This window comes from Mycobacterium adipatum (assembly GCF_001644575.1).
GTDB lineage: Bacteria > Actinomycetota > Actinomycetes > Mycobacteriales > Mycobacteriaceae > Mycobacterium > Mycobacterium adipatum.
This window is the reverse complement of sequence record NZ_CP015596.1, coordinates 1,656,813-1,681,125: the sequence shown is the minus strand read 5'-3', so window position 1 is coordinate 1,681,125 and position 24,313 is coordinate 1,656,813. Positions and strand designations below refer to the sequence as shown.

At 67.4% G+C, this 24,313-nt stretch carries 23 protein-coding genes; 12 read left to right on the top strand and 11 right to left on the bottom strand.

Going from position 1 to position 24,313, the window contains the following annotated elements; all coding sequences use genetic code 11:
• Positions 1 to 13 precede the first annotated feature (13 nt).
• Complete coding sequence (locus A7U43_RS07995; RefSeq protein WP_067993243.1) at positions 14 to 1,543, bottom strand: ANL family adenylate-forming protein; 1,530 nt, start codon at positions 1,541 to 1,543, stop codon at positions 14 to 16.
• Between the two features lie 39 nt (positions 1,544 to 1,582).
• Here A7U43_RS07995 and A7U43_RS07990 point away from each other — a divergent pair, with 39 nt between their 5' ends.
• Positions 1,583 to 2,278: a hypothetical protein gene (locus A7U43_RS07990; RefSeq protein ID WP_231963545.1), complete on the top strand. Its 696-nt coding sequence runs from the start codon at positions 1,583 to 1,585 to the stop codon at positions 2,276 to 2,278.
• A gap of 27 nt (positions 2,279 to 2,305) precedes the next feature.
• Here the strand turns inward: A7U43_RS07990 and A7U43_RS07985 are convergent, their stop codons facing one another.
• Complete coding sequence (locus tag A7U43_RS07985) at positions 2,306 to 4,378, bottom strand: heavy metal translocating P-type ATPase (RefSeq protein ID WP_418287687.1); 2,073 nt, start codon at positions 4,376 to 4,378, stop codon at positions 2,306 to 2,308.
• 267 nt (positions 4,379 to 4,645) lie between these two features.
• Between A7U43_RS07985 and ripB the strand changes: the two genes are divergently transcribed.
• The 3 genes from ripB (at position 4,646) to A7U43_RS07970 (ending at position 7,401) form a co-directional block, all read left to right on the top strand.
• Positions 4,646 to 5,377, top strand: coding sequence for an NlpC/P60 family peptidoglycan endopeptidase RipB (gene ripB, locus A7U43_RS07980; RefSeq protein ID WP_068002166.1), 732 nt, complete (start codon positions 4,646 to 4,648; stop codon positions 5,375 to 5,377).
• 123 nt (positions 5,378 to 5,500) lie between these two features.
• Positions 5,501 to 6,247, top strand: coding sequence for a response regulator transcription factor (locus A7U43_RS07975; RefSeq protein ID WP_067993233.1), 747 nt, complete (start codon positions 5,501 to 5,503; stop codon positions 6,245 to 6,247).
• A complete protein-coding gene (locus tag A7U43_RS07970) occupies positions 6,244 to 7,401 on the top strand; it encodes a sensor histidine kinase (RefSeq protein WP_067993230.1) in 1,158 nt (385 codons plus the stop codon). Before A7U43_RS07975 ends, A7U43_RS07970 begins: the two co-directional genes overlap by 4 nt.
• A gap of 5 nt (positions 7,402 to 7,406) precedes the next feature.
• Here the strand turns inward: A7U43_RS07970 and A7U43_RS07965 are convergent, their stop codons facing one another.
• From A7U43_RS07965 to A7U43_RS07935, 7 genes are all read right to left on the bottom strand, one after another.
• Positions 7,407 to 8,078, bottom strand: a complete 672-nt coding sequence (locus A7U43_RS07965) for a DUF305 domain-containing protein (protein WP_067993227.1) — start codon at positions 8,076 to 8,078, stop codon at positions 7,407 to 7,409.
• A 136-nt stretch (positions 8,079 to 8,214) separates the two neighbouring features.
• Positions 8,215 to 9,177 carry a helix-turn-helix domain-containing protein gene (locus A7U43_RS07960; protein ID WP_067993224.1) on the bottom strand — a complete coding sequence of 321 codons (963 nt, stop codon included), beginning with the start codon at positions 9,175 to 9,177 and terminating at the stop codon, positions 8,215 to 8,217.
• A gap of 226 nt (positions 9,178 to 9,403) precedes the next feature.
• The gene (locus A7U43_RS07955) at positions 9,404 to 11,551 is read right to left on the bottom strand and encodes a 3-hydroxyacyl-CoA dehydrogenase NAD-binding domain-containing protein (protein ID WP_067993221.1); all 2,148 of its coding nucleotides are present in this window, start codon (positions 11,549 to 11,551) and stop codon (positions 9,404 to 9,406) included.
• Positions 11,552 to 11,555: 4 nt separating this feature from the next.
• Positions 11,556 to 12,767 carry an acetyl-CoA C-acetyltransferase gene (locus A7U43_RS07950; RefSeq protein WP_067993218.1) on the bottom strand — a complete coding sequence of 404 codons (1,212 nt, stop codon included), beginning with the start codon at positions 12,765 to 12,767 and terminating at the stop codon, positions 11,556 to 11,558.
• A gap of 134 nt (positions 12,768 to 12,901) precedes the next feature.
• Complete coding sequence (locus A7U43_RS07945; RefSeq protein ID WP_068002162.1) at positions 12,902 to 13,792, bottom strand: alpha/beta fold hydrolase; 891 nt, start codon at positions 13,790 to 13,792, stop codon at positions 12,902 to 12,904.
• 45 nt (positions 13,793 to 13,837) lie between these two features.
• A complete protein-coding gene (locus tag A7U43_RS07940; protein ID WP_067993215.1) occupies positions 13,838 to 14,953 on the bottom strand; it encodes an alkene reductase in 1,116 nt (371 codons plus the stop codon).
• 6 nt (positions 14,954 to 14,959) lie between these two features.
• Positions 14,960 to 15,967, bottom strand: a complete 1,008-nt coding sequence (locus A7U43_RS07935; RefSeq protein WP_067993213.1) for a helix-turn-helix transcriptional regulator — start codon at positions 15,965 to 15,967, stop codon at positions 14,960 to 14,962.
• Positions 15,968 to 16,154: 187 nt separating this feature from the next.
• Here A7U43_RS07935 and urtA point away from each other — a divergent pair, with 187 nt between their 5' ends.
• The 7 genes from urtA to A7U43_RS07900 are packed head-to-tail and all read left to right on the top strand — an operon-like array spanning position 16,155 to position 22,422.
• A complete protein-coding gene (urtA, locus tag A7U43_RS07930; RefSeq protein ID WP_067993210.1) occupies positions 16,155 to 17,393 on the top strand; it encodes an urea ABC transporter substrate-binding protein in 1,239 nt (412 codons plus the stop codon).
• Positions 17,394 to 17,397: 4 nt separating this feature from the next.
• The gene (locus A7U43_RS07925; protein ID WP_067993207.1) at positions 17,398 to 18,099 is read left to right on the top strand and encodes an urease subunit beta; all 702 of its coding nucleotides are present in this window, start codon (positions 17,398 to 17,400) and stop codon (positions 18,097 to 18,099) included.
• A 1-nt stretch (position 18,100) separates the two neighbouring features.
• Entirely contained in the window at positions 18,101 to 19,816 is a 1,716-nt protein-coding gene (ureC, locus tag A7U43_RS07920; RefSeq protein ID WP_067993204.1) for an urease subunit alpha, read from the top strand.
• A gap of 13 nt (positions 19,817 to 19,829) precedes the next feature.
• On the top strand, positions 19,830 to 20,447 hold the full coding sequence (gene ureG / locus A7U43_RS07915; protein ID WP_067993202.1) for an urease accessory protein UreG: 618 nt from the start codon (positions 19,830 to 19,832) through the stop codon (positions 20,445 to 20,447).
• Positions 20,444 to 21,247: an urease accessory protein UreD gene (locus A7U43_RS07910; RefSeq protein ID WP_067993198.1), complete on the top strand. Its 804-nt coding sequence runs from the start codon at positions 20,444 to 20,446 to the stop codon at positions 21,245 to 21,247. The genes ureG and A7U43_RS07910 overlap by 4 nt, the downstream gene beginning before the upstream one ends.
• Before the next feature lies 1 nt (position 21,248).
• Positions 21,249 to 21,743, top strand: a complete 495-nt coding sequence (locus A7U43_RS07905) for an urease accessory protein UreE (RefSeq protein ID WP_067993196.1) — start codon at positions 21,249 to 21,251, stop codon at positions 21,741 to 21,743.
• Entirely contained in the window at positions 21,724 to 22,422 is a 699-nt protein-coding gene (locus tag A7U43_RS07900; RefSeq protein WP_067993192.1) for an urease accessory protein UreF, read from the top strand. Before A7U43_RS07905 ends, A7U43_RS07900 begins: the two co-directional genes overlap by 20 nt.
• A 22-nt stretch (positions 22,423 to 22,444) precedes the next feature.
• Here A7U43_RS07900 and A7U43_RS07895 read toward each other — a convergent pair whose 3' ends face one another.
• Complete coding sequence (locus A7U43_RS07895; RefSeq protein ID WP_067993189.1) at positions 22,445 to 23,158, bottom strand: SDR family NAD(P)-dependent oxidoreductase; 714 nt, start codon at positions 23,156 to 23,158, stop codon at positions 22,445 to 22,447.
• A 108-nt stretch (positions 23,159 to 23,266) separates the two neighbouring features.
• Between A7U43_RS07895 and A7U43_RS07890 the strand changes: the two genes are divergently transcribed.
• Positions 23,267 to 23,869: a TetR/AcrR family transcriptional regulator gene (locus A7U43_RS07890; RefSeq protein ID WP_067993186.1), complete on the top strand. Its 603-nt coding sequence runs from the start codon at positions 23,267 to 23,269 to the stop codon at positions 23,867 to 23,869.
• 45 nt (positions 23,870 to 23,914) lie between these two features.
• On the opposite strand, the gene A7U43_RS07885 is transcribed toward A7U43_RS07890, so the two are convergent.
• Complete coding sequence (locus tag A7U43_RS07885; protein ID WP_231963543.1) at positions 23,915 to 24,256, bottom strand: RidA family protein; 342 nt, start codon at positions 24,254 to 24,256, stop codon at positions 23,915 to 23,917.
• Positions 24,257 to 24,313: the final 57 nt, after the last annotated feature.

The window sequence follows — 24,313 nt, the reverse complement described above, 5'->3', positions numbered from 1 at the left end:
CCGACAGCCTGCTCTACGTGGGCCGCCGATACAACGCGGCCAGCCCGGGCCCGCTCACCTTCATCGAGGGGGTGCGCGGCAATTCGTCGACGACGACGACCGATACCGGCACATGATGCGCCGGCAGAGCCGCCCGCACGATCGCCAGGAGATCGGCCTCGGTGACGGTCGCGCCGGCGACGGTCTCGACGGCGGCGAAGGGTATTTGACCCAGCCGGGGATGGGGCACCCCCACGACCCCGGCATCGCGCACCGCGGGATGCGAGATCAGCACGCCCCGAACCGTTTCGGGAAGAATCTTGAATCCGCCGCGATTGATCGCACCGTCCGCCCGGCCGTGCACGGTGATGAATCCGTCCTCGTCGACCGAGGCGATATCGGTGGTGCGCACCCAGTCCGGGCCCAGCAACGGGACCCTCGCGGTCAGGATCCCCCGCTCGCCGACCGACACCTCGGCACCGGTATCGCCATCGATGATGCGGACGTCGACACCGGGCAGTGCGCGTCCGCAACTGGCGCGTTTACGTGCCCCGAATTCGCGGTAGAGATCCGGCGTCCAGGCACATACCGATCCGGCGAATTCGGTTGCGCCGTAGGCGGTCAGCACGGGAATGCCGTACCGCCGCTCGAAGGCGTCGCGGGTGGCCACATCGAGCGGCCCTGAGGCGCTCATCAGGAACTGCAGGGAGGACAGGTCGGCGGCCGGTGGATCGGCTTCCAGCAGCATACGGACCACCGCCGGTTGCACACCGACACGTTGCAGGCCATGGGTTTTCACTGCGTCCACCCAGGCCTGCACACTGAATCGTTCCATCAGCACCATGCGCTTGCCGACATGGACACCGGTGACCAGCTGGCAGACCCCGCCGATACCGCCGAGCGGCCAGTACACCAGTTCCGGGGGGTCGTCGGGAGCGGCCTGTCCACCGGTGACGCTGAACACGGTGTGCTCCAGCACCGTCGACCGGACGACGAATCGTTTTGGTGGGCCGGTGGTTCCGCTGGTGAGAATCGCCAGCGCACCGTCGATGCCGGGACGCTGCCGGCCGGGGTCGCCCTGGGCGAGGGTCCGCACCGAAGAGCCCAGCGCCAGGCCGGCAGCCCCGATGCGGGATGTCGCCGCCGCCACGGGGTCGGTCCAGTCCTGCGGATCGGCGAGCACGGCGGCGACGTTCAGGCGTTCGATGTCCGCGGCGATGGCCTCGGGCGACTGAAAAGAGTAGATCATCGCCACCGGACGTCCGGCCGCCACCATGGCGATGGTGGCGGCCGCATGCGGGTAACGGTTGCGCACCACAAGGCCGACGGGCTCGCGCGCGGTCAGGCCGGCGTCACCCAGGCCGCGGGTGATGGCGGCGCCGTAGCCTTCGACCTCATCACCGCCATGCCAGTGGCCCTCGAACTCGATACACGGCCGGCGACCATAGCTCGCCAGCCCTGCCGCAAACCTTTCGGTAAAGCTTTCGGTCACCAGGCCATTGTGCACCGCGGTTGCTGCTGCCCATGACAGAAGAGTCTCGTTCGGATTGAGATGTGATGTCATGCAGGTGCGTTCTGCGCGGGCGCTGACAAGATCGGTCGGGTGTCGATCAAGGCGGCGGCGAAAACCGACAGCAGGCTGGCTGCGCGCTGCGCCGCCCTCGCCTCGCTCGGCGCGGCCGCCATACATTTCGGAGTGGTACCGGCCCATTGGCGGGAATGGGCACTTGCCGGGGCGTTCTTCGCCGCGCTGGCCGGGTTCCAGCTGATCTGGGCAGCACTGATCCTGGTCAGAACCACCACGCCGGTGCTCGCCGCGGGCATCGCCCTCAACGTGGGCGCGGTCGCGCTATGGGTGCTGTCCCGCACCGACGGCGCTCCGTTCGGCCCGCACGCCGGTGATCCGGAACTGGTGCAGACCGCCGACCTGTGTGCTCTGTTGTTGCAGACCTACGTCGTCATGGGCGCGTGTTGGATCTGGTACCGCGGGCTGGATGGTGAGCCGGTGTCGGCGCTCGTCAGCGGCGCGGTCCTGGTCGGGGCCATCGGAGTGATCGCGCTGGCCTCGACCGTCGGTTTCGCGGCGGGCCAGCGCCATGGCCACCACGGTCCGGCGGAGGCCGATACCGCACACCACGGCGCGCCGGTCGAGGATGCCGGCGACCATCCCGCTCATCCGGCCGTCCCGCTCGGCAATGCACCCGCGCACGCCCCGGCAGCGGCGCCGCATGCAGAGGGCGCGGTGGCGACCGTGGCACCGGCCGAGGAGCCGCACAGCGACCACGACCATCACGGGTAGACAGCGTCCCGGGGCCGTGATGGCCTTCTAACCCTTCGTGACGGCCTGCACGCTGACTTCGGGACGAAGATCCAGACGCCGCAGCAGTTGCGCATTGAGCGCGACGACGATGGTCGACAGCGACATCAGGATGGCACCGACCGACATCGGCAACACGAAACCGACGGGAGCCAGGACGCCCGCGGCCAACGGCACCGAAACGAGGTTGTACCCCGCCCCCCACCAGAGGTTCTGCTTCATGTTGCGATAGGTGGCCCGGGACAGTTCGATCACCGAAAGCACCGAGCGCGGATCGGAACTGGCCAGGATCACGCCTGCGGAGGCGATCGCGACGTCCGTACCGGCCCCGATGGCGATGCCCACATCCGCCTGCGCCAGCGCGGGCGCATCATTGACGCCGTCGCCGACCATGGCGACCTTCTTGCCCTCAGCCTGCAGCGCAGCCACGTTGGAGGCCTTGTCTTCTGGGCGCACACCGGCGAAGATCCGCTCGATGCCGAGTTCACGCCCCACGGCGGTGGCGACGGCTTCGGCATCTCCGGTGATCATGGCGACTTCCACGCCCGAGGCATGCAACGCGTCGACGGCCTCGCGGGATTCCGGTCGCACTTCGTCGGCCAGGCTCAACCCGCCGATCACAGCGCCGTCACGCACCACGTGCAAGATGATCGCGCCGTTGTGGCGCCAGCGCGCGGCCGCCTCGACCTCATGTCCACCGACGTCCTGGACCAGGCGCGGGCCGCCCACCCGCACCTCGCGACCGTCGACGGTCGCCGTCACGCCAACCGCCGGAGACGATGAAAAGTCGGTGCTGACAGGGATATCGAGACGGCGTGCGACGGCAGCTCTGACGATCGCCTTTGCCAGCGGATGCTCGCTGTCGGCCTCGGCGGCGGCCGCGAGGGCGAGCACCCCGGACTCGTCGACATCGCTGACGCTCTCCACGGCCGTGACGACCGGTTCGCCCTTGGTCAGGGTGCCGGTCTTGTCGAACAGCACCGTGTCGACGGTACGCATACCTTCCAGCGCCAGTCGGTCTTTGACGAGGACGCCGCCTCGCGCGGCACGCTCGGTCGCGATGGAGACGACCAGCGGTATGGCCAGACCCAGTGCGTGCGGGCAGGCTATGACGAGGACGGTGATCGCCCGCACGACGGCCGCATCGGGCTCCCCCGCCAATGTCCAGATCAGCGCCGCGGCCGCCGCGCTGAACAGTGCGAACCAGAACAGCCATCCGGCGGCGCGATCGGCGAGGCGTTGGGCCCGCGACGACGAATTCTGGGCTTCGGCCACCAACCGTTGGATACCGGCCAGTGCGGTGTCGTCACCGGTGGCGCTGACCTGGATCCGTAGGCCCGAATCGGTGGCAACGGTACCGGCTGTTACCGATGCGCCGACACCCTTTGCTACCGGCCGGGATTCGCCGGTCACGATCGACTCGTCCATATCGGCGCGTCCAGCGACGATCACCCCGTCGACCGGGACGCTACCGCCGGGCCGCACCACCACCAGATCGCCGACGCGCAGGTCGGCGGGCGACACGGTGATGGTGTGGTCACCGTCGACCTTCTCGGCTTCGTCGGGCAGCAGGGCGGCCAGCGAGTCCAGCGCCGACGTCGTCTGGGCCAACGAGCGCATCTCCAGCCAGTGCCCGAGAAGCATGATGACGACCAGAAGGGCCAGTTCCCACCAGAATTCGAGTTCGTGGTGCAGCAGGCCCAGGCTGGCTCCCCACGACGCCAGGAAGGCAACCGTGATTGCCAGACCGATCAGCAGCATCATTCCCGGTTTGCGGGAGCGTATTTCGCCGATGGCACCGACGAGAAAGGGTCGCCCGCCGACGAGATACATCACGGTGCCCAATACGGGTGAAACCCAACCCGCAGCAGGGAACGCGGGGATGGTGTAGCCGACCAGCATGGCGAACATGTTCGAGAACGCAACGACCGGCACCGCGACGACCAGGTTGATCCAGAACAACTTTCGGAACTGATCAAGATGGTGGTCGTGGCCCTGGTGGCCCTGGTGGCCCTGAGGATGGTGGTCGTGACCATGGTGACCGTGCGGTGCGGCCGGCTCCGCGGCGTCGTGCTGGTGCATCATGTCGCCTCCGTGGGGAATACCGCGCCCACCATATACCCCATGGGGGTATATGGCAAGGATCGGCGCCCCTCCCCGCGAAGGAACAACGACATCGGCACGCGCGCAACGAATCCCCTCGATGTTATTCCGTGACCGTTGTTTCCAAAGTGACTGAAGTGAGTTAGCATCATCTACGTAGCAAATACGTAGATGGTTGGCCCGCAGACCAATCCGATACCGCACGGAATCGGCGAACCAGCTCCACCAGCGCACCAGGAGAACGATGTGAAGCTCGGTACCCGACGTGCGCCGTCCCGGCGATCACACAGCCGCCTATGCGTGCTGATCTGCGCCGCCGTCGTGCCCCTTCTTGTACTGAGCGCGCCGGTGGCTGCCGCGGAACACCATGGCGGACACTGGGATCCACTGCTGCCCAAGGTTGCCAGCGCCGGAGCGCCGGGGGATCCGGTTGCGATCGCGCAGGCATCGTTGCAGGCGAGCGCGGCCGCCACGCAAACCGTCCTGCGCATGGGCCGTAGCTTCTTGAACAGTATCGGCATCCTGGACCCCGCTGCCGGTCCGGCGAGCGGCATCCCCACCGGCCGCACCCGCGGGGCGCAGGCCATCGAGTACGTGATCCGCCGCGCAGGCAGCCAGCTGGGAGTGCCGTATTCCTGGGGCGGAGGCACCCTCGACGGGCCCAGCCGCGGCGTCAACCAGGGTGCGGGAACTGTCGGGTTCGACTGCTCGGGGCTCACCCGATTCGCCTTCGCCGGGGTGGGGGTGCTGCTGCCGCGCTACTCGGGCGACCAGTACGAAGCAGGTCGCAAGGTTGCCCCGTCCGAAGCCAAACGCGGCGATCTGCTGTTCTGGGGCCCGGGGGGAAGCCAGCACGAAGCCATTTATCTCGGCGGGGGCCGGATGATCGAGGCGCAGCAGACGGGGGTGCCCATCAAGGTCTCACCGGTACGCACCTCGGGTATGACGCCCTACGTGGTGCGGATCATCGAGAGCTGACGCGGCACGACGGCGCCGCAGACCCGCAGATTCGGTATGCGCGGTGTGAAGATTCGCTCAAGATCCGGTCGTTACCGGCGTTGATGGATCACCAACGTGCCTCCGGCAGGCACCATTGAGGCCATGGAGCACGGCAGGGGTCGGTCGTCGGAGCAGACGAAGGGTTACCGGGCACTCGTCGTCGATGACGAGGTGCCGCTGGCCGAAGTCGTGGCCAGCTACTTGCAGCGTGAGCAGTTCGAGACAGCCGTGGCCGCCGACGGCCTCGAGGCGATCGCCATTGCCCGCGAACTGGACCCCGATGTGGTCATCCTGGACCTCGGCCTGCCGGGAATCGACGGCCTGGAAGTGTGCCGGCAGCTGCGCACCTTCTCGGATGCCTACGTCGTCATGCTCACCGCACGTGACGCCGAGATCGACACCGTACTCGGACTCACCGTCGGTGCCGATGACTACGTCACCAAGCCGTTCAGCCCGCGGGAACTGGTTGCGCGCATCCGGGCCATGCTGCGACGCCCGCGCGTACTTCAGACCCCGACGCCCGCCGCCGATCATCGCATCACCGCGCCCCGGCACTTCGGCGCGCTGAGCATCGACGTCGATGCGCGTGAGGTGCGCCTCGACGATGAGCCGGTCCTGCTGACACGGACCGAGTTCGACATTCTCGACGCGCTGTCCGGCCGGCCCGGCGTCGTGCTCAGCCGCCGTCAACTCCTGGAGATCGTGCGTGAGGGTCCATGGGTCGGCAACGACCACCTGGTCGACGTCCACATCGGGCATCTTCGCCGCAAGCTCGGTGATGACGCCGCCCAACCCCGCTTCATCACGACCGTGCGCGGGGTCGGGTATCGCATGGGCGGCGGGCGATGACAGCCGCACGGTCGCGCCGCCCGGGCCTGGGGATGCGTCTGCTGGCCGCCCAGGCGATCGTCGTGCTCACCGGCGCCCTGACGACCATGCTCGTCGCCGCGGTCGCCGGCCCCCCACTGTTCCGCGAACATCTGCACCGGGCCGGAGTGCCGGCCAATTCCATGGAGGAGGTGCACGCCGAGGAGGCGTACGGCTACGCCACCGGCATCTCCATCGGGGTGGCGGTGGCGGTGTCGGCGCTGGTGGCCCTGGCGGCCAGCCTCTATGTGAGCAGACGACTCCAGCGATCGGTCACCGAGGTGGCGTCGGCGGCCAGCGCGGTGGCGGACGGCGACTACGACATCCGCGTGATGCCACCGAGACTCGGCGATGACTTCGACGCCTTGGCCATCGCCTTCAACCAGATGGCCTCCCGGCTGCAGACCGTCGACTCCACACGGCAACGCTTGTTCCGGGATCTGGCCCATGAGATCCGCACCCCCGTGTCCGTGCTCGAGGCCTATATCGAGGCGATCGAAGACGGTGTCCGCACCCTGACGCCCGAGACCGCGGCCATGTTGCGCGACCAAACCAGACGGCTGGTCCGTTTCTCCGCAGACGTCGCCGCACTCGCCCATGCCGAGGAGAGTCGTTTCTCGCTGTCCTGCAACATGGTTGACGTAGACGCCGTCGTGCGCCGGGGCGTTGCCGCTGTCCGGGAACGCTACGCCGCCAAGGGCGTGGCCATACGGCTGCACCCGCACCGAGCGCTTCCCAAGGTCTGGGCCGACGAGCAACGCCTCGCCCAGGTCATCGGTAATCTCCTCGACAATGCGCTGAGGCACACGCCGCCCGGCGGATCCGTCGAGTTGACCTGTGCACACGAGGGCGCCGCCGTCATTGTCACGGTGGCCGACGACGGCGCCGGCATCGCGGCCGAACACCTACCCAGGATCTTCGAACGGCTGTACCGCGCGGACACCGCACGCGATCGCGAGCACGGAGGCGCCGGTCTCGGCCTGGCCATTGCACGCGCGCTGGTCGAGGCCCAAGGCGGCACGATCTCCGTGGCCAGTGCCGGCCCCGGGCGCGGCGCGACCTTCGCCTTCGGTCTGCCCGTGGCGCGCCCGGGGGCGCATATCGAGGCCGCTCCGGACGACGCCGGAGAGCCCTGAGCGCCTTACTTGTTCAGCAGCGCCCGCATCTCCTCGATCTCGGCCTGCTGAGAAGACACGATATTGCGCGCCATGTCGATCGCCGCCGGGAACCGACCCTCGCCGATCTCTTGTTCGGCCATGGTGATTGCGCCTTCGTGGTGCTCGATCATCTGCTCCAGGAAGAGCCGGCCGGCGGCGGCTCCCTCAGCGTTCTGAAGCGCAGCCATATCGGCCTCCGACATCATCCCGTGACCGCCACCCATACCGGGCATATCGCCCATGCCGTCTCCACCGGACATGTCATGCCCCGGCATAGTGTGCCCGGGCATGTCCGCGCCGCCCGGCGCCAACCCGACCCCCCACTGCTGCAACCAATCCCGCATCTGCGTGATCTCGGGACCTTGAGCCGCCTTGATGCGGTTCGCAAGAGACACCACCGCGGGATCGACCCCCTGCTTGCCGATCAGCATGTCGCTCATCTCGATTGCCTGCTCGTGATGCGGGATCATGCCTTGGGCGAATGCCACGTCGGCGTCATTGTGCGTGCCCTGGGCGCCGGTAGCGGCCGCCGAGGTCGACACCGAGGTGGTGACCGACGACGTCGCGTTCTCGGTCGCCGTGCCCGAACAGGCGCTCAGAACCAGCATCGACGCGGCAAGCGTCGCAACCGAGTACACGCATCGTTGGTGCTGCATTGCACATCCCCTTTTCACGATCATCACTGACATGGCGAGCGCTCTCACCTCCCACCAGCGTCGCCGCCGCGAATATGGGTCCCTTCGACTTCCGATGAAGATTTGATGAAGACACACCGCCGCGGACCGGGCCGGCCTATCCGGTGAAGCAACTGCGGTAGTCACTCGGCGTGGTGTGCATCTGCTTGACGAAGTGATGCCGAAAGGTCACCGGGGACTCGAACCCGACCCGCGCGGCGATCTGCTCGATCGGCAGATCCGAGGACTCCAGCAACGCCAGGCTGGCCTGGACACGTTGCTCGATGAGCCATTTGATCGGTGTGCTGCCGGTGGCCTTGGCGAACTGCCGCAGGTAGCTGCGTCGCGACATCGCCGACCGCGTGGCCAACTCGTCCAGGGAGATCGGCGAGTCGAGATGTTGGAGCGCCCAGGCCATTCCGGCGGCAATCCGTCCGTCGGCGGTCACCTCGGGCACCGGCGAATCGATGTACTGCGCTTGCCCGCCGGCGCGGTGCGGAGAGATCACCAGCCGGCGGGCCACGTCATTGGCCACCCGCACACCATGATCGGAGCGCACGATGTGCAGACAGAGATCGAGACCCGCGGCACACCCGGCGCTGGTGAGCACCCGGCCACTGTCGACGTAGAGCGGCGCGGGATCGACGTCGATCTCGGGGTACCGCCGGGACAGCGCGTCGGCATAGATCCAGTGGGTGGTGGCCGAGCGGCCGTCGAGCACCCCGGCGGCGGCCAAAGCGAACGCGCCCGAACAGATCGACACCAGCCGCGCGCCACGGCGATCTGCGACCCTGATGGCCTCGATGAGTTCGGCGGACGGCGACTGCTCGACATCGCGCACGCTGGGAATCAGCACGGTGTCCGCGGCCGCGAGGTCGGCGAGCCCGTAGGCGGTGCGCACCACCGCTCCGCCGAGCATTCGGATCTCCGGCTGCTCCGAGCACAACTTCACCGCGTAACCGGGCGGGGCGACCCCGGCGGAGAACGGTCCCGGTAGTTCGGCCATTCCGAAGATCTCCGCGGCCAGGCCCGATTCGAAGCCGGACATCCCGTCATAGGCGAGGATCGCCACGGTATGCATGTCACTATCTTATCGAACAGCGGCACTAGGGCCACTGTTCGATACCGCCGGGCCGGGGCATCGTCGACAGCATGACGAAGAGACGCGGGCCGTTTCGCATCCTCCTCGAACTCGCCGCGGGCGTGCACACCGCCAACGGGCTGGCGCACGGCGTGCCACCGGACCGGTCCTCGAGCGCAAGAAACCCCCGGCCTTCGAGGGACCGGGGGTTCTTGGGCTTATCGGGCTACGCCTCCAGCGAGGCGGGCGGGTTGAAGCGGTCGCCGTAGCGGGCGGCCAGTTCCTTGGCGCGGGCCACAAAGGCAGCCTTGCCGACACCGTGCGGGCCCTCGTAGCCGACGATGAACTGCGCCGAGCCACCGGTGTACGGCGGGAAGCCGATACCCATGATGGACCCGATGTTCGCATCGGCGGTCGAGGTGAGCACGCCCTCGTCGAGGCACTTCTGGGTCTCCAGCGCCTCGGCGAACAGCATGCGGTCGATGGCGTCCTGCAGCGGGATCTCGGTGGTTCCCGAGTTGAAGGTTTCCTTCAGTCCCGGCCACAGCCCGGTGCGCTTGCCGTCGACGTACTCGTAGAACCCGGCACCCTTCAGGCGCGAGGGCCGGCCGATCTCGATCATCTTCTCGACGACCGCCTCGGCCGGGTGCGGCACGTGGGTGCCACCGGCCGCCTCGACGCCTTCCTTGGTCGCGACCGCGATCTTGTGCATGAGCTCCAGGTTGAGCTCATCGGAGAGCTGCAGCGGTGCGGCCGGGTAACCGGCCTGCGCACCGGCCTGCTCGATGGTGGCGGGCTCGACACCCTCACCCAGCATGGCCAGCGCCTCGTTGACGAAGGTGCCGATGACGCGGCTGGTGAAGAAGCCACGGCTGTCGTTGACCACGATCGGGGTCTTCTTGATCGCCAGGGTGTAGTCGAACACCCGGGCCAGCGCCTCGTCAGAGGTCTTCTCGCCCTTGATGATCTCCACCAGCGGCATCTTGTCCACGGGGCTGAAGAAGTGGATCCCGATGAAGTCCTCCTGGCGCTTCACCCCGGTCGCCAGACCGGTGATCGGCAGCGTGGAGGTGTTCGAGCCGAGGATCGCGTTGGGCTCGACGATGTCCTCGATCTCCTGGAACACCTTGTGCTTGAGTTCCTGGGACTCGAAGACAGCCTCGATCACGAAGTCGACACCCTTGAGATCGGCGGGATCCGCGGTCGGGGTGATCTTGGCCAGTAGCGCGTCGCTCTTCTCCTGGGTGGTCTTGCCACGCTTGAGCGCCTTGGCCTCGATGCCCTCCGAGTAGGCCTTGCCCTTCTGGGCGGCTTCGATCGTGACGTCCTTGAGCACGACGTCGTAGCCGGCCCTGGCCGACACGTAGGCGATACCGGCGCCCATCATGCCCGCACCCAGCACACCGATCTTGCGGATCGGCACCGGCGCGATGCCCTCGGGCCGCGAGGCACCGCCGTTGATCGCCTGCAGGTCCAGGAAGAACGCCTGGATCATGTTCTTGGCGACCTGGCCGGTGACCAGCTGGGTGAAGTAGCGGCTCTCGATGCGCGAGGCGGTGTCGAAGTCGACCTGCGCGCCCTCGACGGCCGCGTTCAGGATGGCCCGCGGGGCGGGCATCGGCGCACCCTTGAGCTGCTTCTTCAGCAGCGCCGGGAAGGACGGCAGGATGCCGGCCAGGCCGGGGCTGGCCGGGGTGCCCCCGGGCATCTTGTAGCCCTTGACATCCCACGGCTGAACGCCGGCCTCGGGGTTGTCCTTGATCCACTTCTTGGCGGCGGGGATGAGCTCGTCGACGGACTTCACGAGCTCGTCGACCAGGCCGATCTCCTTGGCCTTGGCGGGGCTGAACCGGGTGCCCTGGCTCAGGATCTCCATGAACGCCTTTTGGATACCGAACATCCGCACGCTGCGGGCGACGCCGCCACCGCCGGGCAGCAGGCCCAGGGTGACCTCGGGCAGGCCGATGACGACTCCCTTGGCGTCGGCGGCGATGCGGTGGTGGGTGGCCAGCGCGATTTCCAGGCCACCGCCGAGCGCGGCACCGTTGATGGCCGCGACGACGGGCTTGCCCAGGGTCTCCAGCTTGCGCAGGTCGGCCTTGATGAACTCGACTTCGTCGAACGCCTGCTGGGCGTCGTCGGGGCCGATGTTGATCATGCCCTTGAGGTCACCACCGGCGAAGAAGGTCTTCTTCGCGCTGGCGATCACCACGCCGGTGATCGAATCCTTCTCCGCCACAAGCCGTTCGACGGCGTTGTGCATGGATTCCTTGTAGTGCTCGTTCATCACGTTGGCCGAACCGGTGGGGTCGTCCAGCGTCAGGGTGACGATGCCGTCGGCATCCTGGTCCCACTGAATCGTGTTCTCAGCCATTGGTTCAGACCCTCTCGATGATGGTGGCCACGCCCATGCCGCCGCCCACGCACAGCGTGATCAGGGCACGCCGAGCGCCGCGGCGCTCCAGCTCGTCGACCATGGTTCCGGTGATCATGGCGCCGGTGGCGCCCAGCGGGTGGCCCATCGCGATGGCGCCACCGTTGACGTTGAGCTTCTCGTCGGGGATGCCCAGATCCTTCTGGAACTTCATCACCACCGAGGCGAACGCCTCGTTCAGCTCGAACAGGTCGATATCGTCCACGGTCAGCCCGGCACGGTCGAGCACCTTGCGGGTGGCCGGGGTCGGGCCGGTCAGCATGATGACCGGATCGGCGCCACTGGTGGCGGTCGCCACGATGCGGGCGCGCGGGGTCAGGCCCTGCGACTGTCCCGCTTTTTCCGAGCCGATGAGCACCAGGGCGGCGCCGTCGACGATGCCCGAGCTGTTGCCGCCGGTGTGCACGTGGTTGATCTTCTCCACATAGTGGTACTTCTGCAGCGCCACGTCATCGAAGCCGCCCATGGCGCCGATACCGTCGAACGCGGTCTTCAGCTTGCCCAGGCTCTCCACGGTCGAACCGGGACGCATGTGCTCGTCATGGTCGAGCACCACAAGGCCGTTCTGGTCCCGGACCGGCACCACGGACTTCGCGAAGTACCCGCCGGACCAGGCCGCCGCCGCACGTTCCTGCGAGCGGGCCGCGTAGGCGTCGACATCCTCGCGCGAGAAGCCCTCGATGGTGGCGATCAGGTCGGCGCCGATGCCCTGCGGCACGAAACCGACGCGGTAGTTGGTGTCGGGGTCCCCGGCCCATGCGCCGCCGTCGGAGCCCATCGGCACCCGGCTCATCGACTCCACACCGCCGGCGAGCACCAGGTCATCCCAGCCGGAGCGCACCTTCTGCGCGGCCAGGTTGACGGCCTCCAGGCCCGATGCGCAGAAGCGGTTGAGCTGGAACCCGCCGGTGGTCTCGGGCAGCCCGGCGACCAGGCCTGCGGTCCGGGCGATATCGCCGCCCTGATCGCCGACCGGCGAGACGACGCCGAGGATCAGGTCGCTGATCAGGTTCTCGTCCAGGTCCGGGAAGCGCGAGCGGAGCTCGTCGATCAGACCGACGACCAGCCTGACCGGCTTGATCTCGTTGAGAGCGCCACCGCGCTGCTTACCGCGCGGCGTGCGGATTGCCTCATAGATGAAGGCATCTTCGGACATGTTGTTGTTCCCTTTCGGGTGGGTGACAGGGGACGCCCCGGAGGATGGTGGTCCACTGAGAGCGCAGCCTAGCAAAGTCGCAAACCAACCTGTTGGTTGGGCGTCCGCTCAGCGGCCCTGCGCGAAGGGGGGAGTTATTGGCGAAGCGTTTCGATTGCGTCAGCGAAGGCAGCCGGGTCCTCTTGGGGGGCGTTATGGCCAGTCTGAACAATGCGATAGTCGATGAGATTTGAGAAGTGCAACGAGTGAAACTCGCGACTCTGGGGCTCATCCAACGGGTCGCAGGCCGCGTCGAGGACCACGGTTGGCACCGAGATCGGCTCTTGCGCGGCGACGATTCGCTCATTCGCCTCGTGCACCGGATCGCCCGCAATCAGACCGAAGCGATGCCGGTATGAGTGGATGACCGTGTCGACGAAATCCGGATTGTCAAAGGATTCGGCGGAGGCATTGAAGGTACTTTCCGACACCGCCCACGTTGGCGACCATTCACTCCAGAGCTGTCTCGCCAGTTCTCGACGGTAGCGAGCAAGGCCGGCCCGCCCTCGTTCGCTGTGGAAGTACCACTGATACCAACTGCGGCTTTCCAAAGCAGGCGCCTCAGGAGTGGTCGACATGGTCGCGATGTCGTGCACGTTGTAGCCGGAGACCGAGACGAGTCCGCCGATGAGCTCGGGCCAGAGCATCGAGCCAACGCATGCAGCCCGGCCTCCCCAGTCGAATCCGGCCACGATTGGTTTCGCCAGGCCGAGACCGTCTAACAGGTCGCGAAGGTCTTGCGCGAATGCTGTCTGCTGCCCGGACCGGATCGTGTCGGGGTTGAGGTAGCGGGTGCTTCCATATCCGCGCATGTAGGGAACCACGACGTCGGCATCATTCGCACTGAGAATGTCGACCACCTCGTCGTAGCAGCGCGGGTCGTACGGGAAGCCGTGGAGGAGTACTACCGGCCAACCTCCCTGCTTGCCCGCGCGTTCGTACGCGATGTCAAGCTGCCCACCTACGACGTGGTGAATCGGTCCCATGAACACAAAGAGTAGGAACTCGCGGCAGACAGCGCCCGCCTCGTTTCAGGCCGTCTGCGGTTCGGCCAACTCGTCGAGCGTCGGATAGTCGATATACCCCGCCGGTCCGGAGGCGTAGAAGGTGCTGACATCGGGCTCGTTGAGCTCCGCCCCGAGCACCAGCCGGTCGATCAGATCGGGGTTGGCCAACCAGGTGCGGCCCACCGCGACCGCGCTGGCGGCACCCCAGTCGGCCAGGCTCTCCAGCTGGCAGAAGTCGGTGCCGGTGTCGCGGCCGGTGTTGAGCACCAGGGTGCCGCTCCACAGGGCCCGCAGCGCACCGAAGGTCTGGCTCGACGGGTCGATCAGCACGTGCAGGTAGGCGATCTGCAGCCCGGCGATCCGGTTCAGCAGCGCCTCGTAGGCGCTGACCGTGTCGTTCTCCTGCATGTCGCCGGCGGAACCGCCGGGCGAGATCCGCACCCCGACCCGGTCGGCGCCGATCTCGGCGGCGACGGCCTCCACGACCTCGGCGGTGAACCGGGCCCGGTTCTGCGGGGAGCCGCCGTAGCCGTCGGTGCGGACGTTGACGACGTCGGAGAGGAATTCGTGCAGCAGGTAGCCGTTGGCGGAGTGGATCTCCACCCCGTCCATACCGGCGTCGACGGCGCGCCGGGCGGCCGCGCGGAACTGCCCGACGATGGACTCGATCTCGTCGATCCGCAGCGCCCGCGGCACCGTGAGCTGCTGCTTACCCGACGGGGTGTGGGTCACCGCGTCGGCGGCGATGGCGGACGGCGCGACGACGTCGAACCCGCTGATCTCTGGGTGGGCCATCCGGCCGACATGCCAGAGCTGGACGAACATCTTGCCGCCCTTGGCGTGCACCGCCGACGCGATCTCCGCCCACACCGCCTGGTGGCGGTCGGTGTAGATGCCCGGCGTGTTCATGTACGCACCGTTGGCCTGCTCACAGACGGCGGTGGCCTCGCTGATGATGATGCCCGCACCGGCCCGCTGCGAGTAGTACTCGGCGGCCAGATCCGATGGGGTGCCGTCACTTTGAGCCCGCGAGCGGGTCAGCGGCGCCATGAAGATCCGGTTGGCGGCCGCTGTCGCGCCGACGCGCAGCGGCGTTAGCAGAGTGGCATCGGGCGCGAGGCGGAAGGCAGGTTCGGTCACCCTGGTCTAAGCGCTGCGGGCGGCCGCTTCATTCCCGGCCAGCAGCTTGCCGGACACCAGACCCCACGCGACCGCCTGCGACACACAGGCCGCCCGGTTTCCCGCACCCAGCTTGGCCATCGCACTTTCCAAGTGATGACCGGCGGTGCGGACGCTGATGAACAGCCGGGCCGCTATCTGATTGTTCGTCAGACCCTGGATCGCCAACGTGAGCGCGTCGAGTTCGCGCGGGGTGATGGCGAACGGTAACGGGTCGGCGGTGACGAGTATCACCGCGTCCAGGCTGTCGTGGCGGTAGCGCGGGGCGGTGGCGATGTGGCGGACGTGCAGCCAGCCGCTGCCGTCGTTCCAGCGGGTCGCCTCGGGCCGGAAGGCCAGCCCGGCAGCGTGGGCCGCCAGGGCCATATCGGCCACCAGATCTCGGTCGATCGGCCGATCGAAGGTGTCACCAAGGCTCAGCAGATGGGCACGGCCACCCGCGTCCACCGCCCACGCCTGGGCCTGGGGCGCCAGCAAGTCGGCGACCATCCGGGGCCGCACCGAGAAATCCAGATGCTCGGCCATCTGGGCCCGCAGCGAATTGATCTCGCCCACATCGTCATCACTGGGATAGCGCGCGTCGTCACAGTTCACGTGGATGGTGCCGGCATAAGTGCCGTCGGCGGTGACCAGCCGTGCGGACAGTCCCTCGTCGAAACCGGCCGGCGCGAAAACGCCTTGTACCGAATAGGTGTCGCGGTACTCGGGGAAGTCCCGCCACCGCAGCGCCCCGAGCCCGCGCGCCCGCATGGTCTCGAACAGCGGATCGTGCTCGATGAACCAGGTGTTCAGGTGGTCCATCACCGCATCGGGATACCCGTGGTTGGCCACCGCGACATGGCAGCGGCGGATCGGATCCCACAGACTGATCGCCGACGCCGACGATGCGGCCTTGGCGCCGAGCGCATCCAGCATCTCGTGCGCCCGGGTTTCGATACTGGACGTGCTGCCCAGCACCTCACCGTATGCACCCATCGGTCATCCTTCGTATGGTTGTGCCCCTCGAAAGCATCATGTGCAGGCCATGTTTCGAGGATGTTTCCGGGCGACGGCGGCCACGAAACGGCGGCGGCGCAAATGGGAGATTCCTCCCATAGCCACCGGCTGCCGGGAATTCCTACGCTGAGCGCCAACGATCCCCGACCTCGAAGGCGGCCCCAACATGAAACGACTGCGCGTCGGCGTGGCACTGCTCGCGGCGACCACCTTGCTCACCGCCGGCTGCGGCAGCCGCGCCGGTGACACCGACACCGCGGCCGCCCAGAGCTGCGCCGATACCTCGGGCCCCAGCGTGAAGGTGGGGGCGGTCAACTCACTGTCCGGCGGCCTGGCCGTCAGCGAATCGGTGATCCACGACGCCATCGTGATGGCCGTCGAGCAGATCAACGCCGAGGGCGGGGTGCTGGGCAAGCAACTCGATCTGCTCTCCGAGGACGGCGCGTCCGAGCCGACGACGTTCGCCGAAAAGGCCCAGAAACTGGTCAACAGCGACTGTGTGGTGGCCGTTTTCGGCGGCTACACCTCGGCCAGTCGCAAGGCGATGCTGCCGGTCTTCGAGGGCTCGGATGCACTGCTGTACTACGGCCAGCAGTACGAGGGACTGGAATCCTCGCCCAACATCTACTACTCGGGCGCCACCACCAACCAGCAGATCATTCCGTCCCTGGACTATCTCAAGGGCCAAGGCGTGAAATCGCTCTACCTGGTGGGCAGCGACTACGTGTTCCCTCGTACCTCCAACGCCATCGTGAAGGCCTACGCCGCGGCCAACGGCATCGAGATCAAGGGTGAGGACTACGTGCCGCTGGACAGCACCAACTTCTCCACCATTGTCAACAAGATCCGCACCGCCGACGCCGACGCCGTGTTCAATGTCGTGGTCGGTGGATCGCTCACCTCGTTCTTCCGCGAATACAACAGTGCCGGACTCACCGCGCAGACGATGCCGGTGATGTCGATGTGCGTCGGCGAAGAAGAGGTCAAGAGTATCGGCGCCGCCTCCCTGATCGGGCAGCTGTCCTCGTGGAACTACTACCAAACCCTGGACACGCCGGCGAACACCGCCTTCGTCGCGGACTTCAAGGAGCGCTTCGGCGCCGACCGGGTGACCTCGGATCCGATGGAATCCGCTTACACCGCAGTGAAACTGTGGCAGGCGAGCGTCGAGAAGGCGCAATCGTTCGCGGTCCCCGACATCCAGGGCGCGGCCGGCGGCGTCAGCGTCGACGCACCCGAGGGCACGGTCACCATCGACGGGGAGAACCACCACGTCACCAAAACCGCGCGCATCGGGAAGGTCGCCCCCGACGGCCTGATCCAGCAGGTGTGGGAGTCCCCGCAGCCCATCACCCCGGACCCGTATCTCAAGCAGTACCCCTGGGCCGAAGGCATCACGGGCTGACGCGATGCATCTGACACCCAAGGACGAAGACCGGCTGCTGCTGTTCCTGGCCGCCGAACTGGCCCGCAAGCACCGCGCGGCCGGGCTGGCACTCAGTTATGCCGAGGCCCGTGCCCTGATCGCCGATGAGGTCGTGCAGGCCGCCCGCGCCGGCGCGAACGTCGCGGATGCGGCGGCGCACGGGGCGCGGGTGCTCACCGATGACGATGTGCTGCCCGGGGTGCGCACCCTGCTGGGTTCGGTTCAGGTGGAGGCTTTCTTCGCCGACGGGCAGAAGCTGGTCACCGTGCATGACGCCATCGGGCCCGGCAACCGCAGCGCCGAGGAGCTCGCCGTCATCCCCGGGGAAGTGTTTCCCGCCGAGGGCGATCTGGAACTCAACGGCGGCCGGCCGACCGCGACGGTCACGGTGGAGAACACCGGCGACCGCCCCATCCAGGTCGGATCGCACTTCCACTTCTTCGAGACCAACCGGGCGTTGCGATTCGACCGGCGATCGGCCTACGGCATGCGACTGGACATCCCGTCCGGCACCGCGGTGCGCTTCGAACCTGGTGAGGCACAGGTGGTTTCGCTGACCAGCTACGGCGGTGAACGGCTGGTGATCGGCCAGAACGACGTGACGAACGCACCCACCGACACACCTGCGAGCGAGGAGCTCATGACCAGCATGCACGCGCTCGGCTTCCTCGACGCGGGGACCTGAGATGGCCTACCGCATCAGCCGGGCCCGCTACGCGGAGCTGTACGGACCGACCACCGGTGACCGGGTCCGACTCGCCGACACCGAACTGCTGGCCAGGGTCGAGGCCGACGCCACGGTCTACGGCGACGAGGCCGTGTTCGGCGGCGGGAAGACCATGCGCGAAGGGATGGCGGTCCACGGCGACCTCACCAATGCCGAAGGCGCCCTGGATTTCGTGATCACCAACGCGCTGATCATCGATGCGGTGCTCGGCATCCGCAAGGCGGATATCGGCATCCGCGACGGTCGCATCGTCGGCGTCGGCAAAGCCGGCAATCCGCGCACCATGGACGGGGTCGATCCGGAGCTGATCATCGGTGCGGGCACCGATATCCGGTCCGGTGAGGGCATGATCGCCACCGCCGGGGCCATTGATGTGCACGTGCACTTCGACAGCGCCGGCCTGGTCGAGGAGGCCATCTCCAGCGGGATCACCACCATGATCGGCGGCGGTCTCGGGCCGGTCACCGTCGGCATCACCTCCTCAGGACCGAACAACCTGGCCCGCATGCTCGGCGCCGCCGAGGCCTTCCCGATGAACTTCGGTTTCATCGGGAACGGCAGCGCATCGAGCACCGCACCGCTGATCGAACAGGGCCTGGCCGGGGCCATCGGCTACAAGATCCACGAGGACTGGGGCGCCACCCCGGCCGCCATCCGGGCCTCCCTGGACGCCGGTGACGAACTCGACCTGCAGGTGCAGATCCACACCGACACCCTCAACGAATCCGGGTTCTACGAGGACACCATGGCCGCGATCGGCGGCCGGCCCATCCACACCTACCACGCCGAGGGCGCCGGCGGCGGTCACGCCCCCGACATCATGCGCGTCGTGGGTGAGCCCTATTGCCTTCCCTCCTCGACGAATCCGACCAACCCGTACACGCTGAACACCTTCGACGAGCATCTGGACATGGTGATGGTGTGCCATCACCTCAACCCGCGCATCCCCGAGGATGTGGCCTTCGCCGAGTCACGGATCCGGCGCGAGACCATCGCCGCCGAGGATGTGCTGCACGACCTAGGCGCCATCTCGGCGATGGGTTCGGATTCCCAGGGGATGGGCCGTATCGGTGAAACCATCGCGCGCACCTGGCAATTGGCCTCCCATATGCGGGCCACCCGGGGACCGTTGCCGGGCGATGTGGGCACCGGAGCCGACAATGCCCGCATCCTGCGCTATATCGCGAAGCTGACCATCAACCCGGCGAAGTTGTTCGGCATCGATCACGAGGTCGGATCGCTGGAGCCGGGCAAGCTCGCCGATATCGTGTTGTGGGAACCCAAGTTCTTCGGTATCCGCCCCGAGGTGGTGTTCAAGGGCGGGTTCCCGGCCTGGTCGGTGATGGGCGAAGCGAACGCCTCCCTGATGACCTGCGAACCGCTGAAGTACCGGCCACAGTGGGCCGCCTACGGCCGCACCCCGGCCGATGTGTCGGTCAACTTCGTCGCCGCGGCGGCCGTCGACGCGGGCCTGGGCGCCCGGCTGGGACTGAGCACCCCACTGGTGGCCTGCCGCGGCGCCCGGGCGTTGACCAAGGGCGACCTGCTACACAACGACTACCTGCCCGAGATCACCATCGAACCGGACACCTACCGGGTGATGGTCGACGGCCAGCTGTGCACCAGTACACCGATGACGACAGTGCCCCTGGGCCGACGCTACACCCTGAAATAGCAAGGAGATCACCATGTCCGAGGTACTCCGCGTCGGCATCGGCGGGCCGGTCGGATCGGGCAAGACCCGGCTGGTGGAGATGCTGGTCCCCCAGCTCATCGCCAGGGGTCTCGGCATCGCCGTCATCACCAACGATCTCGTCACCGACGAGGACGCCCAACGGGTCCGCCGCAGCGGTGTCATCGACCCGAACCGGGTGCTGGCCGTCGAAACCGGGGCCTGCCCGCACACCGCCATCCGCGAGGATCCGTCCGCCAATCTGGCTGCCGCACGCCGGCTGTGCGCCGAGTTCGACGATCTCGACATCATCCTCATCGAGTCCGGCGGCGACAATCTGGCGGCCACCTTCACCTCCGATCTGGTGGACTATTGGATCTTCGTCATCGACACCGCGGGTGGCGACGACATCCCACGCAAGAAGGGCATCGGGCTGCTGCAGGCGGATCTTTTGGTGGTCAACAAGATCGACCTGGCCGAACTGGTGGGCGCCGATCTGGACGGGATGCGTCGCGATTGCGCCATCGCCCGCCCGGTCAAGCCCACGGTGTTCACCGATCTGCGCGCCGGTGCCGGACTGGAGGCGTTGACGGACGAGTTGTTGCGCGGTGTGATGCTCACGGCCAGAACATGATAGCGCCCGGAGAGCTCACGGTGCACACGCTGACCGATGCCACCGGCACCACCCGGATCGCCGAGTTGCGCCAACGCTACCCGCAGCGGGTGACCACCGCCCTGCACACCGACCTCGACTATCCGCGCGCGGCCGTCCTGTGTGTACAGAGCCCCAGCGGCGGCACATTCTCCGATGACGATCTGCACACCACCGTGCACTGCGCGGCCGGCTCCCATCTGCACCTGACCAACCAGGCCGCCACCCAGGTGTTCGCCGGGGCAGGACCCGGCGCCCGGCACCGGTTGCGGTTCACCGTCGAAGCCGGCGCCGCGCTGGAGTACCTGCCAAAAACCGTCATTCCGCAATCGGATTCGATGTTCACCCAGAGCGTCGAGCTGGACATCGATGACGGCGGGACCTATATCGGCTGGGATGCCATCGCCGCGGGCCGCATCGCGCACGGCGAACGGTTCCGGTACGCAGGCGTCGACAACTCCTTCACCGTGCGGGTGCGGGGCAGGGCGATCGCGCGGGACCGCCAGCTCATCACCGCACAGGCGGGTCTGGACAGCGACTATCTGGCCACCCTGCTCATCCTCACCCCCGGCCGGCCACCCGAGCCGGCATTGGCCGCGGTTCGGGCCAGCCTTGCCGGATTGGCGGGTGTGCTCGGTGGTGCCGGTGAACTTCCGCACCGGGCGGGTGTTTTCGCGCGGCTGACCGCCGCACGCGCCCCCGAGCTGAACGAAGCCTGCCGCGCGCTGCATGCCGCGGCCCGCCGCAGTGTGCTGTCCCCACCGATCGCAAGGAGCGCCTGACGTGCTAGCCGATGCCGTTCTCGGAACCGCCGATAGCCCGGCCTTCGCCGGGCGCCGCCGCCACCATGTCGACATCGGCTGGGGTGATGCCGGCAAGCACCGTCAGCTCGTTATCACCGACACCGGGATCGAGGTGCGAATCATGTTGCCGCGCGGCGCCTTCCTGCGCCACGACATGGTGATCGCCGATGACGGTGTCAATGCCGTCGTGGTGCGGCGTCCGCGCGAACCGGCCATCCGGGTGCGCTTCGCCGACAACACCGCACGCGCCATGCTGCTGCTGGGCCACACGCTGGGCAACCAGCACGCGCCCATCGACGTCGACGATGACACGCTGACCGTGCCGCTGTTCACCAGCGCGGCCGCCGCGCGGGAGATGCTCACCGGGCTCGGCGTGATCGGTGAGGTCACCGAGATGGCGATGGCCGCCGACGGGTGGTCTGCAACGTCATCCGACCACCACGAAGCCCACCACCATGCCGGCCATCACCACTGACCCGGTCACCGCGATCGCCCTGTGGTTGCAATTGCACGACAGCGCGTTTCCGGCCGGGCGAATGGTGCACAGCCATGGCCTCGAGGAATGGCTGGCCCTGCGTCCCGATGCCGGCGCCGACGCGATCGAGGTGGCGGTGTGCGGTTACCTCACCCACGGTTACGCGACGCTGGATGGCACCGTCACCGCCGCCGCATGGCGAGACTGGCAGTCGGCGCAGCGCCTTACCGAGCTCGACACGCTGATCGCGTCCCACAAGCTGTTCGACAATGCCCGCACGGCGTCAGTGTCGGCGGGCCGGCAGTTGACCGCCACGGCCTGCGATATCGGCATCGCCGAGCAGCACCCGTACCTGCGCGCCGTGTTGGCCGGCAGCACGCCCGGTCACGCCGCCGTCGTCGACGGGGTGGTGCAGGCCCATCTGGGTGTCACCGAACAGCTCGCCGTCCTGGGTTCGCTGCGCTCGCTGATGGCCTCGATGCTCAGCGCCGCCGTGCGGCTGGGCCGGCTCGGGCCGCTGCAGAGCCAACGCATCCAGCTGCGCAATGCCGCGTCGATGACCCGGGTGGCGGCCTCGGCGTGTGAACGTCCGCTGTCGGAGCTGAGCAGCCTGTCCCCCGCGCTGGAGATCAGCGGGATGCGTCACGAGCAGCGCACGTCGCGGCTGTTCGCCACCTGAGTTCGGGCGCGGACGCGCAAAGTCACCACGCAAAAGCCCGCGGCGGACCCGTCAATGATTCCTTGGCGGCCACGGCAAGTCGGTCCAGAATCTCGATATCGCCGGCTTCCAGACCGTCGAGGGCCAGGCGGACGAGGTCGGCGGGGTCGGTCACCACCTCGGCGGGAAGGTCCATGCCGGCCTGCTCGGCGAAGTCGAACAGGGTCTGGGTGCCCACCAGCCCGGGCACCAGCGCGGCAACCAGGGTGCCCTGGCCGGCCAGCTCGATGCGCACGCCATTGGTCAGGCCCCACTGTGCCGACTTGGCTGCGGCGTATGCGGTGTTGCCCGCCACCGTGTTCCACGCCACGGCCGACAGGACGTTGAGGATCGCGCCACCGCCGTTGCGCGCAAGAATGGGCGCGAAGGCCCGGATCATGGCGAGCGTCCCGTAGTAGTTCGAATCCATCGTCGATCTGATGGCCGCCAGGTCGCCGGTGACGAGGTTGCCCCCGGCCGTATCGGCGGCATTGTTGATGAGCACGTCGACATCCTGGGCGAGCGCGGCGGCCGCCTCCACCGAGGACTGATCGGTGATGTCGAGGCGCATCGCTTGAGCACCAGGGACGTCGACCAGTTCGGGGCGCCGCGCGGTGGCATAGACCTTCGCCCCGCGACGGAGGAGTTCGGTGGCGAAGTGCCTGCCGATTCCCCGGTTGGCTCCTGTGACAAGGGCTGTTGCGCCGCGCACGTGCATGCTTCCTCCGCGAATCCGTCGAGGCCAATAAAGTGACCAATCGGTCATCTTCAACTCCGCCACGTTAACGCCAACATGACCGATCGGTCAACTTGATAGGCTGGCGGTGTGGCTCCGCCGAATCGCGCCCTCCGTGCGGACGCAGCGCGCAACCGCGACCTGCTCCTCATCGCCGCGGAGGCCGAATTCGCCGAACGGGGACTGTCCGCCTCCATAGCCGATATCGCGCGCCGCGCGGGTGTCGCGAAGGGCACGGTGTTTCGCCATTTCGCGTCGAAGGAGGACCTGATCGCGGCGATCGTCTCCGGTCATCTCGCGACGCTGACGACGGTTGCCCACCGGTTGGAGGATTCGCCGGATCCGGGGGCGGCGCTACTGGAGTTTCTGACGGTGGCCGCCGATCAACGCCAGCAGCATGACCTGACGTTCCTGCAGTCCGTCAGCGATGACCACCCGACGGTGGCCGCGCTGAGAGACGAGCTGCACACCCGACTCGGCACACTCGTACACCGCGCTCGCGCTGCGGGCGCCATCCGCGCAGACGTCACCGAAACCGACGTCTTCCTGATGATGTGCGCGCCGGTTCACATCGTCGAAAACCTCTCGACGCCAGCACCCTTGCTGTGGCAGCGCTATCTCGCCATCATCTTCGACGGACTGCGGCCGCAGGGTGCTCATCCGCTTCCCCAGCCGGCACCACAGCTGCCCTGACCTCGGCTGGGGTATGACAGCGCCTCCGCTGCGTGTACGAGGACCTCAGTCGACCACGGCAGTGAACTCCGCCTCCACGAGCAGTTCCGGCGTCCATAGCGCACTCACGCCGATCACGGTGCCCCGAGGCGTGGACATATCGAACTCACGACCCGCCTGCTCAAGGCCGGCCAGGAACGCTTCCGCCTTCGCCGGTTCCCAATCCACCAGATACCAGGTGACACGGACCAGATCGGCGAGCGTGGCGCCGGCCGCCTGCAGACAGTTGTGCGCGTTACGGAAAACCTGGGCGACCTGGCCGGCGAGATCCCCGGGCGCCACCAGATTTCCGTCCTGGTCCCAGGACACCTGACCGGCGATATGGACCTGCCTGGATCCCACGGCCACCGCCACTTGGTGGTATGCAGGTACGTGAATGTGATTGTCCGGGTTGATCAAAGAGAT